Below are 17,269 nucleotides of genomic sequence, written 5' to 3'. Positions count from 1 at the left end.
TGCATCGTTGGCAACCTGCACGCCGATGGTGAACACCTTCACCGACGTCGTCGCCCGGCCGGCGCCGGCACACTTGCTCCGATGAAACAGGTCGGCCGGTGAGCGGGGAGTCGTGGGCTTCCTCCGATGGCTCACGTCGGTCGATGAAGGCCAACCGGGGCCGGGATACGCGCCCAGAGATGGCGCTGCGGAGAGCGGTCTGGCGCCGGGGCCTGCGGTATCGGGTGGATGCGCGGCCGATCGCCGGGCTCAACCGGCGGGCCGACCTGGTGTTTCGCGGAGCGAAGGTGGCTGTGTTTGTGGATGGCTGCTTCTGGCACAGTTGCCCCACCCACGCCACCCGGCCGACCGCCAACGCAGACTTCTGGGCGGCGAAGCTGGACGGCACGGTTGAGCGGGATCGGGAGACCGACACCCGGCTGGAGGCGGAAGGGTGGACGGTGCTCCGGTTTTGGGAGCACGAGGATCCGGCGGAGGCCGCGGGGCGGGTTGACACCGCGGTGCGGTCCCGAACCAGCTGACCGATTAGTCGCACGAGTCGTGGAGGAACCGGGTGGGAAGGGCCACTGTCGCCGGGGCCGAGCGCCCAGGTTCTACCCTGTTGGCACGGAGTTCGAGCCCATCGGGGTCACGCCGCCTTCGTTGTCACACCCCGCTGTCACAATTGGACGCGCGCTATGGCGTTCAACGCGATGGGGAACGAGGCGATGGCCCGGAGGTACCAGCAGATGACAGGGCAATCCAGCAGCGAGTCGGCACAGCGAACCAGCGTCAACGACGGCGCGCCGCTGCGGCCGATCACCACGCTCGACCTGTTCGCCGGGGCGGGCGGACTGTCACTGGGGTTCCACCTGGCCGACCGGGGCTACACGCCGGTGTTTGCGGTTGAGCACGAGGCGGCCGCAGCGCGGAGCTTCGAACGCAACTTTGGTTGCGAGGTGTACGCAGGCGACATCGAGGACAGCCCCGCCTACCCCGACGAGATCGACCTGATCATTGGCGGGCCGCCCTGCCAGGGTTTCAGCCCGCTGGGCCGAGACCGCGACGACGAGTCACGGGCATCGCTCAACGGCCTGTGGAAGCACTACCTCGACGCTGTCCGCACCCTGAAGCCCCAGGCCTTCGTCATCGAGAACGTGCCCGAGTTTCAAAAGTCGGCCCAGTTCGCCGAGCTGCTTCACCTGTTGAACCACGACACCGAGCTGTCCGCCTACACGCCCGCCTACGGCGTGCTCAACGCGGCCGACTACGGCGTGCCACAACGGCGTCGGCGGGGCATCCTGATTGCCATCCGCGATGTCGACCGGAAGCTGCCCTGGCCTCCCACGCCCACACACGGTCCGGGCAGCCAGGGGCAGGTCCCGCAAGTCACCGTCCGTGATGCCATCGAGGATCTTCCATCGCGCACCAAGGGCACCGATCCCTACATCTCCGGCGACGACCAGCACCTGCACTTCGGGCGTCGGCCGCGGCCCGAGTCCATGGAGCGATACCGGGCCATCCCGCCCGGCGGTAACCGATTCGACCTCATGGCCAAACGTCCCGACATCACGCCCGCCTGCTGGCTGAACAAGCCCACCGGCACCACCGACGTGATGGGTCGAGCCCATTGGGATCGGCCATCGGCCACCATCCGAACCGAGTTCTTTAAGCCGGAGAAGGGCCGCTACCTGCATCCGAGCGCAAACCGGGTGATCTCCCATCGGGAGGCGGCACGCATTCAGAGCTTCCCCGACAGCTACATCTTCGAGGGCACCAAAATCGAGATCGCCCGCCAGATCGGTAACGCCGTTCCCCCGCAGCTGGGCAAGGCCCTGGCCAACTACGTCTACGAGCACGCCTTTGCGACCAGCTCGGACGCGGCCGTCAAGTAACGACCCCCGATGGCGGCCCCCTTCGTTCTTGACCTGCTCGGGTTTGTCGGCGACAAACCCAACACCGCAGACATCGCCAACCATGGGTCCACCGACATCGCTCGGGGCGTGTTGGAGGTGCTCGGCATCTCCCATCAGGCCCCAAACGCCCAAACCGCCGGGATGAACCTGGAGGACGGCGTGAAGGAGTACCTGGCGGCCGAACTTCCGCGCCTTGACCAGCGACGTCCATGGGAGGTCCGGCGCGGCGGCGCCATCTCGGAGTTCCGTCAATACGCCCACCTGGCCCGTCTCAACGAGCTGGTCGGGGCTGACCCCACCCTGAAGGTGGAGCTGGGTCAGGACTACATGATCTCGCCGGACGTCACCGTCGGGTTCATGCACGGTGACGTTTTCCAGCGGCCCATCCTGCACGCTGCGGTGTCGTGCAAGTTCTCGATCCGCTCCGACCGGGTGCAGAACATCCGCCACGAGGGGGTCAGCATGATCCGACACCGCCGAGGCCGCCAGCCCCACATCGTGACCGTCACCAGCGAGCCCCAGCCGAGCCGGCTGGCCGCCATCTGCCGAGGCACCGGCGAGGTGGACGCCGTGTACCACGTCTGCCTGCCGGAACTCGAGGAGGCCGTGGCCGGTGTCGGCAACGAACTCCAACAAGAGGCGTTGGCTGAAATCGTTTCGCAGGACCGCCTGTACGACCTGACCGAGCTGCCCGACCACCTGACCGTCTGAGCAGCCTTACGAGCCTCCGCGTCGTGTCGCCGTCGCCGGGAGGTCGAGATCCAACCTCTGACGCTTGGGGTCGGCCGAGTGGCGGCCAACCACGAATCGAAACAGCCGCCGGTGGCCGGTACCCAGGCGTGTAGCGCTGGGTCACGCAGCTGAAAATGAGCGCACCTTGGTCCACGGAAATGGTCACATCGGTGAGCTCGAACTCGGAGTAGGAGAGCCCGAACCCAAACGGGAACGCCGGGACGGTGCCGTTGCGGGTCGCCCCGGCGATCATGCCCATCACGAGTGTCATCACCTTGGCCGCGGGGTTCGGGGCTTTGGTGTGAACCCAGTAGCGGACCAGGCCGGGAAGTCCGAGGCATCTGGCCAGGGTGGACATCAACAGCAGGCCCGAATCGGACACCAGGTTCGGGTGATCGAAGACCACCTCAATCCGGTCGGAACTATGGCAAGATGTGTTCACAGAAAGTGTCTTTCTGATCTCAGTTGTGACTGGCTTTCAACACCGTCATTCTCCCATACAGGAAGGCACTTTCTGCGTTTCTACACGCCCCGACCACCTCACCAGACCGGTGGATCCAGGCTTACCCAGTAGAACATCGACCAGCCCCGGACCGGCCTGGGCCCCGCGAGCTTCGGTCCCCACCCGCGCTGAAACCCCGTGGCCGATCGGACAGACACTCGGGCTTCGTGGCTGGCGGCAGGTCGGCGATCGACACTTGGAAACGTTCAACCAGACCCGGGATCGTCCGTCGTGGGAAACAGCTCGAACAACCCAGGATCGGTCTCGCCGATGTGCTCACCCTCGTGGGTGTAGGTGCATCCGACCACCACGACGGCCACGTCGGCCGCGGCCGCGAAGTGCTTGACGCACGCCATCACGTGACGCTGGAGGCCGCGGGGCAGCGCTGCCCCCAGTTCGCCGACATGGTGGGGGGCCTCGCCACAGGTTTCCTGCGCCCGTCCCCAGGCCGGGTGGCGCAGCACATTGACGCAGAGACAGCGCCGGTGAGGTTGGCCCCCGCCGCCCGCAATTCGGCGCCAACGGCCTCGCCCACCCGCTCTTCAAGTTGAGGGTCCCAGGTGGCACCACTGGCCATCGGCAAATGCGATGCCGGGGACACTCAGCCGTTCGAGGCGGGCGGCCACGAACGACGCCCGGTGGGATCCGTCCTTGGTCAGGAACCCAACGCCGGCCGAAGCCGGCGCGTCGCCGTCCAAGCACCACAAACGTTCGTCAGGCGTAGCGAACCGGCAGGCCCTTGATCCCGTTGATCCAGGCGCTCCGAAGCCGTCGGGGTTCGCCCAGTGGGGCGATGTCGGGCGCCAGATCCGCGATGGCGTTGAACATCAGGTTGATCTCCATCCGTGCCAGGTTGGCGCCGATGCAGTAGTGGGCACCCCCACCGCCGAAGCCCACGTGGGGGTTGGGATCCCTGGTGATGTCGAAGCGGTGCGGCTCGTCGAAGACCGTCTCGTCGAAGTTGGCCGAGCTGTACGACATGCCCACGCGCTGACCCGCACGGATGGTGGTGCCGTGCAGCTCGTGGTCGGTGGTGGCAGTTCGCTGGAAGATCACAATTGGACTGGCCCATCGCACGATTTCGTCGGCGGTGGTCTGAGGGCGTTCGGCCTTGAACAACTCCCACTGGTCGGGGTTCTCGAAGAACGCCTGCATGCCGTGGCTGATCGCGTTGCGGGTGGTCTCGTTGCCGGCCACCGCCAGGATCAGGCAGAAGTAGGCAAACTCCTCGGAGGTCAGCAGTTCACCGTCGATGTCGGCGGTCACCAACTTGCTGGCGATGTCGTTGCCCGGGTCGGCCTTACGGGCCTCCCCAAGCTCCATGCCGTAGCCCAGGATTTCTGCGGCGGCGACTGCCGGCTCGACGTCGAACTCGGGGTCGTCGTAGGACACCATCTGGTTGGACCAATCGAAGATTCGCTTGCGGTCCTCCTGGGGAAACCCCACCAGGTCGGCGATGGCCTGCAGCGGCAACTCCGACGACACGTCGAGCACCAGGTCCCCGGTGCCGCGCGCCACCGCCTCGGCGACGATCTGCCGTGCCCGCGCGTCGAGCGCGTCCGCGATCCGGCCGATGGCACGAGGGGTGAAGCTGCCCCGGCCGATGATCCCGCGCACCTTGGTGTGACGGGGCGCATCCATGTTGAGGATCATCTCGCGCTGGATCGCCCGCTCGTCGGGGCCCACGGTCGCGCCGTCGAACTTCACGACCGCGGTGTTCTCCTCACTCGACCAGCCCTCTCGGGCCGACGAGATGGCCTTGACGTCCTCGTGACGGCTCACCATCCAGAACCCACCGTCGTCGAAGGACGATTCCTCGCGGGTCTGCGGATTCCAGAAAATTGGAGCGGTCTGACGCAGCGTGGCCAGCTCCTCCAGCGGGATTCGATCGGCGATCAGGTCGGGGTCGGTGAAATCAAACCCCTCCCTCACTGGAATCGGTTCGATGGGCCCACGGGCGACCGCCCCGGTGAACGGGCACCCGCCTGCTGTCGCAGCCATCCCCGCTACGGGCTCGGTTTGAGGTTCATTCGCGTCGAGGCTCACCGTTGCGCCGGCCATGTCAGACCTCCGCGTTCTGGTTCATCAGGTTGTGCATACGTTCGGTGGCATCGATGCACTCGCTCACCATGTCAAAGATGACGTCGCGGGTGGGGCGCATCTTGTTCATGCGGCCCACGATCTGGCCGACCGGGTTGAAGTTCACGTCCTTTGCCTGCTCCGGGTACTTGTGACCCCGCTGGACGGCATTGGAGGTGACCATGAACTGCATCGGCATGCCCAACGGATCGGGGTTGCCCTCCGCCTCCCACGCCTCGGTCCAGTCATTGCGCAACATACGACATGGCTTGCCCGTCCACGAACGGGACCGCACCGTGTCGCGACTTCCGGCCTCGAGCAGGGTCTTCATCTGAGCGGGCGGCACGTCGGCCTCCTCAACGGTGAGCCAGAGCGAGCCGGTCCACACGCCCTGCGCACCCATGGCCAGCGCCGCAGCCATCTGACGACCGGTGCCGATGCCGCCGGCGGCCAGCATCGGGGTGTCGCCCAGCGCGTCGATCACCTCGGGCCACAGCACCATCGAGCCGACGTCGCCGGTGTGACCGCCGCCTTCGGTGCCCTGTGCGATCACGATGTCAACGCCTGCGTTGGCGTGGCGCACCGCCTGCGAGGCGGCACCGCACAACGCCGCGACCAGCCGACCCGAAGCGTGGATCTCCTCGATCACGTCGGGCGGGGGGGTGCCCAGCGCGTTGGCCAACAGCTTCACCTTGGGGTGCGACAACGCCACCTGCACCTGGGGGCCGGCCGTGGCCTCGGTCCAGCCGAGGAGTTCCTGCATCTTCTCCGCGTCGGGAATCTCGGGCACCCCGTGCGATTCGAGCAGTTCGTTGGCAAACTTGCGGTGCTGTTCGGGGATGAGGTCTTTCAGTTCCTGCTCGAGCTTGGTGGCGTCGTCCTCGCCCATGCCCTCGTACTTGCCGGGGATCACGATGTCGACGCCGTAGGGCAGGTCGCCGATGTTCTCGTCAATCCAGGTGAGTTCGGTTTCCAGTTGTTCCGGGGTGAACCCGACGGCGCCAAGTACGCCGAACCCGCCGGCCTTGGACACGGCCACCACCACGTCGCGGCAGTGGGTAAACGCAAAGATTGGAAACTCGATACCCAGCTTCTTGGCAAGTTCGGTTTGCATGGATGACTCCGGTTGGTTGGATGAGTGGTTTCTGTTCAGTGAACGTGTAGGGATTGGTCAGCCGACGCGGCGAGCAGCATCGGCTGACCGGGCAACTCGAGCAGGCGCCGGAGCCCCGCCAGGACGACCCCGGCCGGCACGGCCGCCGGATCAATCCGATGTTGGAACGCCATACCGACCAGCAACGCGATCAGTTGGGCGGCCACTTCGTCCGCCGGGCCCGGCAAGTCAATTGCGAACTCGGCGGACCAGTCGTTGAGCGCGACGGCCAGTCCACCGCGCATCTGTCGAAAGCGTTCGGCGCCGATCTGCCCGATCTCCGGGTCGCGCACCGCGTGCAGCCACAGTTCAAACTCCAACAGCAGCCAGGCGTCTCCGGCCTCGTCGTCGGTGTGGATCAACCCGGACCACATCGCCGCCACGCGACCGTCCAGGTCGGGTACGCCCTGCATGCCGGCGGTCAGCCCGGCGACCGTCAGGGCGATCCAGTCTTCGAGCAACGCCACCAACAAGCCCGGCTTGCCCCCGAAGTGGTCGTAGAGGGCACCGGTGGTGCGTTCGGCGGCAGCCGCGACCGTCTCGACCGAGGTGGCGTGGTATCCCTGCCGGGCAAACAGTTCGGTGGCGGCGGTCAGCAACAGGCGGCGCGTCTCGGCGCGTCGAAATTCCTGGGTGGCCACAGGCGAGCAAGATACATAACGTCCGCTATGTATGTCGAACCTTTGATATATCCATCGTTCAACTTGTCTGGAGTTTGGGCAGCACCTCACCGGCGAACAGTTCCAGGCTCTGCCACGCCAGGGCTGGGTCAATGCCGCCCAACAGCGGATGCAGCGTCAACGTGTGCACCCTGGTGCACAGCTCGACGCACTCGTCCGGGGTGAGCACCTGGTACTTGCCCTCGGTGCGCAGTTCATCGATCGTCGTCGCCTCGGACTCGGTCAGCGATCGATTGCCCGCGGTCTGCCAGGAGCGCATGACCGCTGCGTCGGCCAGCGCGACCGGTCCGATCTTGGCCCAATCGCGTTCCGGGTCGTCACTGATGTGGACGAACATCGGACCTGACGGGATTACCGACCAGCCGCCACGGTGACCCAGCCGTTCACACTCAAGCTGGTAGATCACCTTCAGTTCGGGATGGTCGTCCCCTGCGAACAACGGCAGTCCCAGCCGGGCCGCCCGCTTGGCCGACGCGTCCACCGATCCGCCCACCGCCAACATCGGCCCGCCAGGCGTCAACGGCTTGGGCCGGACCACCACCGTGGTTCCGCGGAAGTCGAACGGTTCGCCCGTCCAGGCCTGACGCAGGACCGCCACCAGTTCCTCCAACAGTGGTCCCCGCCGGGCGCGGTCCGCCCCGAACACCTCAAACTCAATGGTGCGGTAGCCGATGCCCAGCACCACCATCAGCCGACCGTCAGAAAGGTGATCGAGCACCGCCAGGTCCTCGGCCAACCGGATTGGGTGGTGCAGCCCGGCCACCAGCGCTGCGATGGTGATGTTGATGCGCTTCGTCGCGGCGGCCACCGCCCCGGCCACCACCAGCGGTGACGGTAGGTAGCCCTCCTCGCTGACGTGGTGTTCTGAAAGCACCACCGAGTCGATCCCCAAGCCATCCGCCCAACGAATCTGTTCCATGGCGGCCCGGTACAGGGCGGCGTGGTCCACCCCACCGCGGGTCGTCCGCATGTCGTAGCGAAGGGCGACGAAGGTCATCGGCCCATCATGGCGCGCCGAGCGGCGCCGCCTGCGGGCGAACGCCGGATTCCGTCGAGATTCAGAAACACGTAGTGTCCTGATCGCGAAGCTGGAGAACCATTGACTTCACATTCATCTGCCCTCACCACCGGTTTCATCCGGGATCCGCAAACCCCGGGGCTACACGTCGCCGCATTCGAGTTGGCAGACGGTTACCTGACGATCGTCCGAGAGGCCGGGTCGGTGACCGATGGGGCCACCACACACACGGTTGCGCTCACCGACATCACTGGGCTTCCGGACGTGGGTGTCGGCCAGGACCACGACGGCTCCCGCACGATCACCTGCCGCATCGACGCCGATCGCTCCGTCGATGCGGTGCTCCCGGTCGCGTTCCTGACACAGGTGGCGCAGGCAAGCGAGCAGGTAGCCCCGCCTCCGGACCACTTCGGCGCCGCCGGCTCCGCCCAACCGCCCAAGGCCGCTGCCTCTGTCGATGAGGATGTCCACCCAACTCCTGCAGAAACAACTCCACCAAGTCTTACAGCGTCGACGCGTCGAGGGCCGACCCGGTGGCAGGTCGCTGGTCGGGTTGGGAACTCACTCCTCGTCTTCATCCTGCTGGGATCGCTCGTCTACGTCCGGAAGACCTCCAACGATCAAACCGACCGAGCCAACCAGGCCGAGGCAACGCTGGCCGCAACAGACGCCGAGTTGACCCAGACCAAGGAGAGTCTCGACGAGCGAACAAAAGACCTGTCCGATAGCAATGAAGAGAACGCAGACCTCACCGCTCGGGTCTCGGAGCTCTCGAACGAAAAGGCAGAGGTGCAGGACGAACGCAACGCCGCCCGCGAAGTCTCGAGTCTGGCCACCCAGGCCGCCGGCAAAATGCTGGAGTGCCGCGATCGAATTCTCGATGCCATGCAGTACTCAGCAGCACAGCTGTACGACTCGACGATTTCTGCGCTGGACGATGCTGCGCCCATCTGCCAAGAGGCCAACACGCTGGTGTCGGACCTGGTCGACTCGGTCGAGGGGTGAGCTCAGGCAGAAGCGCCGCGTTAGCACTGGTGCTCTCGCTGAGTTGTGCATGCGGAGGAATGAGCGAAAGGGCGCAGCCAACCTCGACGATCACACCGGCCCCGACCACCCCATCCAAGACCACTTCAACCTCGGTGGCCAAACTGTCCAACGACGAGTTGCTCGACCTGGCCAGAGCCTCGGTGGTTCGGGTTCGCAATACGGGGTGTGGAGCGGTCTCTACCGGATCGGCGTGGCTCGCTGATGACCAGACGATGATCTCCAACCGACACGTGGTCGAAGGCCTGCGCTTTCTGGAAATGTCGACCTGGGATGGCCGTGACCTGGACTCGAAGTCCGCCAAGGTCGCCGAGGAAGCCGACATTTCGAGGATCGCCGCCGACTGGAGTGCTGTCGCCGCATTGCGGCCGCTGAAGGTCCGAACGACGCCTGTGGAGGACGGCGAGCGGATTGCGATCGTCGGATACCCGGAGGGCAATGAACTCCAGGTGGTGACGGGCGTGTCCACCGGATACGCCCTGGACCCGAAGCTTGCCGAGCGAGCGATCCTGAAAACGACATCAGTGATCAAGCCGGGCAACTCGGGCGGCCCGGCCCTCGACATGCAAGGCCGGGTCGTTGGTGTTGCCTTCGCCGAAGAGGTCAAGACCGACGAAGCATTGGTGATTCCGATCAGCGACGTGACCGGCCCTGACGCTGTCGAGATGATCCCGGCCAAACGCTGCGACGAATGATTCGACCCAGGCCTGACTTGGGCACGGCATCTCCGTCGACCACGTGGCTCACCGCATCCGGATCAACGCCACAACCGGGCACACCCCCCTGGGTCACTAGTCGGTGATGGTCGAAGATGAAGGCGGTCTACAGGCCACCGTGCCAAAGCCTGATCATGCAAGCTTTCCTAGCCGGGAGCCATACCAAAGGTTAAGGCCCTAACCTTTGGTAAGGTGACCCATGGCGAAGGATGACCCATGGCCGGCATGTTCGACGGAGTCCCGACACTGGATGCCCCGCGACGATGCCTTGATCCCCCGCAGCCGACGAGCCCAGGTGAGCGGTGACTACGAAGCCACGGTGACCCCCCTGATCGCCGACCGCTCGTCCATTCCGCTCTCGGGCTCCTTGGCGGCCGACGTGGCGGGAGCCGAGGCCGCCATCACCCGATTCGACGAACGAACCGGTGCCAACCTGGCGGGGTTTTCGGTCATCGCACTGCGGACAGAAGCGGCCATGTCGTCGCAGATCGAGAACCTGACGGCAGCTGCCGGCTCGATTGCAGTCGCGGAACATGCGCCTCCGTCGAACGGCCCACACAAGTCCAACGCTGAACTCATCGCGTCGAATGTGGCCACCCTGCTCGCGGCCCTGTCCCGCAACTCACCACTCGACACGATCGAGGTCATCGAGCTTCAGCGGATCCTGTTTGAGGACTCTGCTCCTCGGTTGACCGGCAGATTTCGGAACCAACAGGTGTGGGTCGGCGGAAGCAGCTACTCACCCCACGGCGCCGTGCACGTTGCGCCCCACCACGAACGTGTGCCCGCGGCAATGACCGACCTCGTCGCCTTCGCCAACCGAACCGACCTTGGCGCCCTGGCCCACATCGCAGTCACCCATGCCCACTTTGAGACCGTTCACCCGTTTCCCGACGGCAACGGCCGAACCGGCCGCGTCCTCATTCAACGCATGCTCCGCAGCGCTGGACTGACCCGCCGCTCCAGCGTTCCTCTATCGGCAGGCCTCCTCACCGAGAGCACTCGCTACTTCGATGCCCTGAACCGCTACCGCGATGGCGACGTGGAACCAATCATCGGCACATTCGTCGACGCCACTTTTCACTCGCTTAACAACGCCGACCAACTCGTTGACACCCTCTCCGCCGCCCGCCTCAGATGGACCGACCGGGTGGTTGCCCGCTCTGACTCTGCTGTCTGGCCCTTGCTCGAATACTGCATCGGTCACCCGGCGATCACCATCAAGGCTGCCGTCACCGCTCTGGGCGTCTCAGAGGTTGCCGTCTCGAATGCCATCGACCGACTGGTCAGCTTGGGGATTCTGCACCAGAACTCACCTGCACGCCGGAACCGAATCTGGTTGGTGTCCGATGTGCTGGACGCAGTGGAAGATTTCATGGACCGAGCCTGCCGTCGCTGACCATCTCCGGGTCGACGGTCGGACCGATGAGAAAACGGGTTCTGCTCCGTCGGTTCTCCGTGTCAACATGTTTCGCTGCCTTCGCACCTGACGACGGGGCCCGAATTTGGAGTTTGTGATGTCATCAGCACATGCAGTTGAGGCCGCCGGGCTGGTGAAGCGCTACGGCGACACCACGGCACTGGCCGGGGTGGACATCAACGTGCCCACCGGGACGGTGACCGGAATCCTTGGCCCCAACGGTGCCGGCAAAACCACGGTGGTGCGCATCCTGACCACGTTGACCAAGGCCACCGACGGCTCGGCGATGGTCGCCGGATTCGACGTCGTCCGCCACCCGACCGAGGTCCGTCGACGCATCGGTCTTGCCGCGCAGGACGCCACCGTCGATCCGCTCCTGACCGGCCACGAAAACCTGGTGATGAACGGCGAACTCCATCAGCTGTCGAGCCGAGACGCCAAGGCGCGCTCAAAGGAACTGTTGGAACAATTCTCGCTGTCGGCCGCCGGTGGCCGGGTGGCCTCGGGCTACTCCGGCGGCATGCGGCGACGATTGGACCTGGCCGCCACGCTGGTCGGCCGCCCCTCGGTGCTGTTCCTCGACGAGCCGACCACCGGGCTGGACCCGCGGGCGCGGACCGAACTGTGGGGTGTGCTCGAGACGCTGGTGGACGACGGAACTTCGATCCTGTTGACCACCCAATACCTCGATGAGGCCGACCGCCTGGCCGACGACATCATCGTGGTGGACCACGGCCGGGTGATCGCCCGTGGCGACGCCCGCAACCTGAAGCGACAGGTCGGCGGCGACAACATCGGCGTCACACTGCGCGATCCGGCCCAGCTCGACCAGGTGGTCGCCACCCTGGCCCGCGTCACCGGCGCCCGGCCGATCGTCGACCGCCCGGCCCGCACCGCCACCGCCCCCACCGCCGAAGGCGTCGCCGGTCTCGCATCGGTTGCCAACGCACTGGCGGCCGACGGGGTGGCCGTCGAGGACCTCAGCCTGCGCCAACCGACCCTCGACGAGGTGTTCCTCACACTCACCGGCGCGCCGGCAGACGACGTCCAACCATCCAACGAGACCGAGGAGGCACGCCCGTGACCGCCATCACCAATCCCACCAGCTCCAACGGTCGCAGTGCCCCGGCACCCGCAACATCCGAGGCGCTGCCGAAAGCACGCGGAGCACTCCACGACGTGTGGGTCATCGCCCGCCGCGGCCTGATTCACATGAAACGCCAACCTGAACAGCTGAGCGACGCCACCATCCAACCGGTGATGTTCGTGGTGATGTTCGCCTACGTCTTTGGCGGTGCCATCGTGGTGCCCGGCGGAGGCAACGCCACCCCGCAGCGTTACCGCGAGTTTCTGATGGGCGGCATCATGGCCCAGACGCTGGTGTTCACGGCGTTTGGGGTGGCGCTTGGCCTTGCCAACGACCGCAAAAATCAGGCCGTCGACCGATTTCGATCGCTGCCGATCTCCCGCGGTGCGGTGCTGGGCGGGCATGCGGTGGCCAACATCATCAAAACGCTGCTCCCGATCGCGCTGATGTCGATCACCGGCTACATCATCGGATGGCGCATCCGAGGCAGCGTGTTCGAGACGCTTGGTGCCTATGCGCTGATGGTGGCGTTCGCGTTCGCCATGATCTGGATCGGCGTGCTGCTCGGCAGCCTCGTCTCCACCCCCGAGGGAGTCAACGGCATCGCGTTTGTCGCACTTTTCCCACTGACGTTCATCGCCTCAACGTTTGTTCCGATCTCCTCGATGCCCGGCCCGCTCCGCACCATCGCCTCGTGGAACCCGATTACCACCGTGGCCGACGCGCTCAGGAAGCTGTTTGGCAACCCCAATGCGCCGGCCCGGCCGGGCGACCCGTGGTCGCTCCTCCACCCGGTTGCGTACTCGTGGATCTGGATCATTGCCATCATCACCATCTGCGCGCCGTTGGCGGTGCGCGCCTACCAACGCTCCATCGATTCCTGACCGCTCGGCCCGGACACTTGCAGAGCCTGCCCGAGCAATGCGGCAACTCGGCGGAGTGAATACGCTCATCGCATCGTGACGACAACAACCGACTCCGTCGCAGCCCACCTCGGCGAACCGCCGAAGCTGGGCTATCTTCCAGCCTGGGACGGATTGCGAGCGTTGGCGGTGGTGGCCGTGATGCTGTTTCACTTCGACATACCCGGTTTCAGGGGCGGCCTGTTGGGCGTCGACGTCTTCTTCGTCATCTCTGGCTTTCTCATCACCTATCTACTGCTTGGAGAGGTCGTCAAGCACGGCCACATCGAGTACCGCCGATTCATCGGCCGGCGGTTCACCCGGCTCTACCCGGCGGTGCTGGCAACCATCGTCGGCACTTGGGTGGTCTGCCTGTTGGCCAGGGGAGCGGCGGCGCCAGGCCGAGACCAGTCGCTCGCCGGGCTGACCTACACCATGAACTGGTTTGACCTGGCAGAGCCCGGGGTCGCCACCTACTTCGCCCACCTTTGGTCGTTGGGGGTGGAGCAGCAGTTCTACCTGACCTGGCCGCTGATCCTGATGGTGCTGTTGGTGAGGCGCCCAACCCCACAGCAACTGCTTCGCAGGTGCCTGGCGCTGGTCGCCATCGTGATTGCCGCACGGGCCGCCTACGTGGTTGCCGGGTTCGCCTGGCGCCCGGCCGGTTGGAACCCGGCTGCGCCGGACCCATTCTTGTATGGCGCCATCTCGGATCGGCGCAATCAGGTCGTCGACTGGGCCTACTTCGCCTTGTGGTTCAGAGTTGACGGGATCTTTCTCGGCGCAGCCGCCGCCATCTGGGCAGCGGGCGGCGGCACCATGAAGCGTTGGATGTCGACCACCTTGACCATCTGTTGTTCCGTCGCGGTGGTTGTCGCGATCGCCATGGCCGAGCCGCGCACCGAATCGCTGTTTCTCCTCTGGATTCCGTTGGCGGGAATCGCCACCGCCGGACTGCTCGCTGCGTCCTGGGGTGCACGTTCATCACCGTGGTCTCGCTGCCTGAGCATCCCGCCGCTCAAGCTCATCGGCCAGTGGTCCTACTCGATCTACCTGGTGCACATTCCGGTGTGGGTGCTGCTCGGCCAGAAGATCAGCAACCAGCGCCTCCGCGCCTTGGCCTCGATTGTCATCACCATCGCCGTCTCCGGCGTCTTGCACACCGCGCTCGAAAAGCCCGCCAACCGCGCCCTTCGACGCCGTCTCAAACTTGGATGAGCCACCTCGCCGGACCGCTCCACCGTCACGGCGAGTTCGGCCGTGCTCAACCGGGCATCGCCCCCGTCAGCACCGGCGGCAACCCGAATTCGGCGAACAGTTCCGGGTAGAGAAAGTTGTGATGGCCGGTGATCTCACCGTCGATGACGTCGATCACCTGCAACGCCCACGGCTCCCAACGACCGGCGCCCGCCGGCCTGTAGCTGGCAAACCCAGCGGTGCCGTTGACCTCGACGGGCACCAGCCTCGACCCCGAACACTCGTGGCCCGGCCCGGCCATCCACCCGGTGACCTGGTCCACCCCCTGGAGCCAGAGGTCGTGGGGCGGCATCGTGATCACCGCGTCAGACGCCAACAGCTCGGCCAGTGCACCCATGTCGTAACGCTCAAAGGCGTCAACGTAGCGAACGAGCAGCGCCTCGTGTTCGGGGGTGAGCGTGGGGTCGAGTGCCTCGATATCGAGTTCGACCAGCGTGGCCCGCGCCCGTTGGAGGGCGCTGTTCACCGACGCCACGCTGACGTCGAGCAGGGTGGCCACTTCGGCCGAGCGCCACTTGAGCACCTCGCACAGGATCAGCACGGCGCGCTGCCGGGGCGGTAGGTGCTGGAGTGCTGCGACGAACGCCAGACGGATCGAGTCGCGGGCGATCGCCACTTCGGCAGGGTCGCCCGAGGTCTCGATCACCCGACCATCCGCGATCGGTTGCACAAACGTGCTCTCGGGCAAGGGCACCAGCTGTGCGGTGGCCACGGTTGATGGGCCACCGAGGTCCATCGGACGGGCACGTCGCTGGGGTGCGCGGCCCATATCGATGCACACGTTGGAGGCGATCCGGTACAGCCAGGTGCGAACCGACGAGCGGCCCTCGAATCGGTCGGCGGCCTTCCAGGCCCGCACCATCGTCTCCTGTACGGCGTCCTCCGCCTCGGCGCCCGAGCCCAGCATCCGGTAGCAGTAACCGGTCAGCTCGCGCCGTCGAAGATTGAACTCGGCGTCCAGGTTGAGGGTGGCTGTCTCCATTCACCGAACACTACGACGATGCCAGGACAGTTCAGGCGGACGCCCTCAGCCGGCCCGCAGCGCCGCGATCAGGTCGTGCTTCTTCATGCCCGAGCGGCCCTCGATGTTGAGCTCCTGGGCACGCTCGTACAGCTCGGCGCGTGTCCAGGTTTCGTAGCCGCGGTCGGGCGAGATGCCCTGCACCCGATCGGTGACGTCTTGGGCGGCAACGGTCGCCGTCTTGGCGCCGTCGTCGGCCGCAGCGGATGCGGCGGAGCGGAGCGACGTGACCTGAGTCGTAGCCGTCTCCTTCACCCGCTTGGCTTGCGCACGGGCCTGGCCGGAAGCGGTCTTGGCACCGGTCTGTGCCGTGTCGGCAACCCGCTTCGCCTGCGTACGGGCCTGGCCGGCAGTGGTCTTGGCACCGGTCTGTGCCGTGTCGGCAACCCGCTTTGCCTGCGCACGGGCCTGACCGGCAGTGGTCTTTGCCCCGGTCGAGGCGGTCTCCGCCACATCCGCAGCGGCGCTTCGCGCCTGACCAGCCACGGTCTTCGCCTGCGTCGACGCCTGCGTGGTCACGCTCTTCAGGGCCGTGCGGGCCTGGCCGGCATCGGGGTGGGCGGCATCGGTGGCGGCATCGACGGTGTCCTCGGCGGCATTCCGAGCCTGACCGGCCACGGTCCCAGCAGCATCGGTCGCCGACTCAACGGTGTCCTCGGCGGCACTCCGAGCCTGACCCGCCACAGTGCGGGCAGCATCGGTCGCCGACTCAACGGTGTCCTCGGCGGCATTCCGAGCCTGACCCGCCACAGTGCGAGCAGCGTCGGTGGCGGTGTCCACCGTGTCCTCCACGGCCTGCAGCGTCTGGTCGGAGGCTGTGGCGACGGCGTCAGAACCGGTCTCGAAGATCGACCGTACTGCGCCCACCAACAACTCGACCCCCGAGCAGGCAGTCCGCAGGCTTGCGATCACCAGCGCCCGCTGCAACGACACCAGGCTGGCGGGCAACGCCGGGAGGCGATCCTCCAGTTGGTCGAGGCGGTCGTCCAGTGCACCAGTGATTTCGTTGGATGCGTTCATGCTGATCCTGCTTTCGAGCAACGCTCGTCAATGTGGCCCGGCGGCGTGGGCCTCCTCCCACATTGTTGAATGCCCGGCGCTCCCAGTGGTAACGCGCCGGGGGCGTCATGTGTCACGTCGGTTCACAAAGCCCGATTATTCGATGACGATGTCGAGTCCGTTCAGCAGCCGCGCCGCCTCGGGCATTGAGAACCTGGCGCCCTTCAACAGCCCTGAGGTGACGTCGAGGTCATAACCCTCGGCCCCTCGAAAGTCGGCCTCGAGAAGCCTGGCGTTCTGGAAGCGCGCACCCGACAACTCGGACTCGGCGAAGGCGGCCCCGGCGAGATCAGCATCGCTGAACTCGGCCTCACGAAGGTCGCAGTTGCGAAACTCGACCCTGGGCAAATGTGCCTGCATGAAAACCCCGTATCGCATGAAGCACTCGCGGAACCGCAGTTGGTTGCCGAGGCCACCCGCCTTGGGGGCACGCCAATCGACCCCCTGCATGCGGCACCTCTCGAAGCGCACGTCGCGCCAGGTGCAATCGTCGACCACGAGCACGCCAAAATCGCACTCCCGGAAGACGCAGTCAACGAACGTACAGTCGGCGAACCTGGTCTGCTCCAAGCGCAATCCGTCGAAGACGCAATCCTCGAACTCGACCCGAGTCAGTGCCACCACGGTGTGGTCCGCGCTCTCGAAGGCGACGTCCAAGCACTCCTCGCCATCGCGCACCAAGCTGAGATTGGCCATGGCAACGA

At 65.8% G+C, this 17,269-nt stretch carries 17 protein-coding genes; 9 read left to right on the top strand and 8 right to left on the bottom strand.

Going from position 1 to position 17,269, the window contains the following annotated elements; genetic code table 11:
• Positions 1-98 precede the first annotated feature (98 nt).
• From MPARV_RS0115065 to MPARV_RS0115055, 3 genes are all read left to right on the top strand, one after another.
• Positions 99-521: a very short patch repair endonuclease gene (locus tag MPARV_RS0115065; protein ID WP_085951980.1), complete on the top strand. Its 423-nt coding sequence runs from the start codon at positions 99-101 to the stop codon at positions 519-521.
• Between the two features lie 156 nt (positions 522-677).
• Positions 678-1,874, top strand: coding sequence for a DNA cytosine methyltransferase (locus MPARV_RS0115060; RefSeq protein WP_012224797.1), 1,197 nt, complete (start codon positions 678-680; stop codon positions 1,872-1,874).
• Positions 1,875-1,883: 9 nt separating this feature from the next.
• Positions 1,884-2,606 (top strand): NgoMIV family type II restriction endonuclease, encoded by a 723-nt coding sequence (locus MPARV_RS0115055; protein WP_020378888.1) that lies wholly within the window; start codon positions 1,884-1,886, stop codon positions 2,604-2,606.
• 729 nt (positions 2,607-3,335) lie between these two features.
• On the opposite strand, the gene MPARV_RS25405 is transcribed toward MPARV_RS0115055, so the two are convergent.
• The 5 genes from MPARV_RS25405 to MPARV_RS0115025 form a co-directional block, all read right to left on the bottom strand.
• A complete protein-coding gene (locus MPARV_RS25405; RefSeq protein ID WP_020378887.1) occupies positions 3,336-3,593 on the bottom strand; it encodes a glycoside hydrolase family 3 N-terminal domain-containing protein in 258 nt (85 codons plus the stop codon).
• Between the two features lie 250 nt (positions 3,594-3,843).
• Positions 3,844-5,190: a cytochrome P450 gene (locus tag MPARV_RS0115040; RefSeq protein WP_012224788.1), complete on the bottom strand. Its 1,347-nt coding sequence runs from the start codon at positions 5,188-5,190 to the stop codon at positions 3,844-3,846.
• A gap of 1 nt (position 5,191) precedes the next feature.
• A complete protein-coding gene (locus tag MPARV_RS0115035) occupies positions 5,192-6,322 on the bottom strand; it encodes a nitronate monooxygenase (protein WP_020378885.1) in 1,131 nt (376 codons plus the stop codon).
• Positions 6,323-6,357: 35 nt separating this feature from the next.
• Positions 6,358-7,002 (bottom strand): TetR/AcrR family transcriptional regulator, encoded by a 645-nt coding sequence (locus MPARV_RS0115030; protein ID WP_020378884.1) that lies wholly within the window; start codon positions 7,000-7,002, stop codon positions 6,358-6,360.
• A 58-nt stretch (positions 7,003-7,060) separates the two neighbouring features.
• Positions 7,061-8,038, bottom strand: a complete 978-nt coding sequence (locus MPARV_RS0115025; protein ID WP_020378883.1) for an LLM class flavin-dependent oxidoreductase — start codon at positions 8,036-8,038, stop codon at positions 7,061-7,063.
• Positions 8,039-8,140: 102 nt separating this feature from the next.
• On the opposite strand from MPARV_RS0115025, the gene MPARV_RS0115020 reads away from it, so the two are divergent.
• From MPARV_RS0115020 to MPARV_RS0114995, 6 genes are all read left to right on the top strand, one after another.
• The gene (locus tag MPARV_RS0115020; protein ID WP_020378882.1) at positions 8,141-9,064 is read left to right on the top strand and encodes a hypothetical protein; all 924 of its coding nucleotides are present in this window, start codon (positions 8,141-8,143) and stop codon (positions 9,062-9,064) included.
• 59 nt (positions 9,065-9,123) lie between these two features.
• A complete protein-coding gene (locus MPARV_RS0115015) occupies positions 9,124-9,798 on the top strand; it encodes a S1 family peptidase (protein WP_051012013.1) in 675 nt (224 codons plus the stop codon).
• A gap of 271 nt (positions 9,799-10,069) precedes the next feature.
• Complete coding sequence (locus MPARV_RS0115010) at positions 10,070-11,218, top strand: Fic family protein (protein ID WP_020378880.1); 1,149 nt, start codon at positions 10,070-10,072, stop codon at positions 11,216-11,218.
• Positions 11,219-11,336: 118 nt separating this feature from the next.
• Complete coding sequence (locus MPARV_RS0115005) at positions 11,337-12,323, top strand: daunorubicin resistance protein DrrA family ABC transporter ATP-binding protein (protein WP_012224777.1); 987 nt, start codon at positions 11,337-11,339, stop codon at positions 12,321-12,323.
• Entirely contained in the window at positions 12,320-13,210 is an 891-nt protein-coding gene (locus tag MPARV_RS0115000) for an ABC transporter permease (RefSeq protein WP_020378878.1), read from the top strand. The genes MPARV_RS0115005 and MPARV_RS0115000 overlap by 4 nt, the downstream gene beginning before the upstream one ends.
• A 75-nt stretch (positions 13,211-13,285) precedes the next feature.
• Entirely contained in the window at positions 13,286-14,446 is a 1,161-nt protein-coding gene (locus tag MPARV_RS0114995; RefSeq protein WP_012224775.1) for an acyltransferase family protein, read from the top strand.
• Positions 14,447-14,492: 46 nt separating this feature from the next.
• Here MPARV_RS0114995 and MPARV_RS0114990 read toward each other — a convergent pair whose 3' ends face one another.
• From MPARV_RS0114990 to MPARV_RS0114980, 3 genes are all read right to left on the bottom strand, one after another.
• Positions 14,493-15,467 carry a sigma-70 family RNA polymerase sigma factor gene (locus MPARV_RS0114990; protein WP_020378877.1) on the bottom strand — a complete coding sequence of 325 codons (975 nt, stop codon included), beginning with the start codon at positions 15,465-15,467 and terminating at the stop codon, positions 14,493-14,495.
• A 45-nt stretch (positions 15,468-15,512) separates the two neighbouring features.
• On the bottom strand, positions 15,513-16,526 hold the full coding sequence (locus MPARV_RS22940; RefSeq protein WP_020378876.1) for a Rho termination factor N-terminal domain-containing protein: 1,014 nt from the start codon (positions 16,524-16,526) through the stop codon (positions 15,513-15,515).
• A gap of 135 nt (positions 16,527-16,661) precedes the next feature.
• Complete coding sequence (locus MPARV_RS0114980; RefSeq protein WP_020378875.1) at positions 16,662-17,261, bottom strand: pentapeptide repeat-containing protein; 600 nt, start codon at positions 17,259-17,261, stop codon at positions 16,662-16,664.
• Positions 17,262-17,269: the final 8 nt, after the last annotated feature.

The organism is Candidatus Microthrix parvicella Bio17-1 (assembly GCF_000299415.1).
GTDB lineage: Bacteria > Actinomycetota > Acidimicrobiia > Acidimicrobiales > Microtrichaceae > Microthrix > Microthrix parvicella.
The sequence above is the reverse complement of the archived record's forward strand: the minus strand, read 5'-3'. Positions and strand labels throughout refer to the sequence as shown.

Coding starts and splice junctions, on each gene's coding strand:
- MPARV_RS0115060 (WP_012224797.1), top strand. CDS start 678: ATGGCGTTCAACGCGATGGGGAACGAGGCGATGGCCCGGAGGTACCAG.
- MPARV_RS0115055 (WP_020378888.1), top strand. CDS start 1,884: ATGGCGGCCCCCTTCGTTCTTGACCTGCTCGGGTTTGTCGGCGACAAA.
- MPARV_RS0115040 (WP_012224788.1), bottom strand. CDS start 5,190: ATGGCCGGCGCAACGGTGAGCCTCGACGCGAATGAACCTCAAACCGAG.
- MPARV_RS0115035 (WP_020378885.1), bottom strand. CDS start 6,322: ATGCAAACCGAACTTGCCAAGAAGCTGGGTATCGAGTTTCCAATCTTT.
- MPARV_RS0115025 (WP_020378883.1), bottom strand. CDS start 8,038: ATGACCTTCGTCGCCCTTCGCTACGACATGCGGACGACCCGCGGTGGG.
- MPARV_RS0115015 (WP_051012013.1), top strand. CDS start 9,124: ATGAGCGAAAGGGCGCAGCCAACCTCGACGATCACACCGGCCCCGACC.
- MPARV_RS0115010 (WP_020378880.1), top strand. CDS start 10,070: ATGCCCCGCGACGATGCCTTGATCCCCCGCAGCCGACGAGCCCAGGTG.
- MPARV_RS0115005 (WP_012224777.1), top strand. CDS start 11,337: ATGTCATCAGCACATGCAGTTGAGGCCGCCGGGCTGGTGAAGCGCTAC.
- MPARV_RS0114990 (WP_020378877.1), bottom strand. CDS start 15,467: ATGGAGACAGCCACCCTCAACCTGGACGCCGAGTTCAATCTTCGACGG.
- MPARV_RS22940 (WP_020378876.1), bottom strand. CDS start 16,526: ATGAACGCATCCAACGAAATCACTGGTGCACTGGACGACCGCCTCGAC.
- MPARV_RS0114980 (WP_020378875.1), bottom strand. CDS start 17,261: ATGGCCAATCTCAGCTTGGTGCGCGATGGCGAGGAGTGCTTGGACGTC.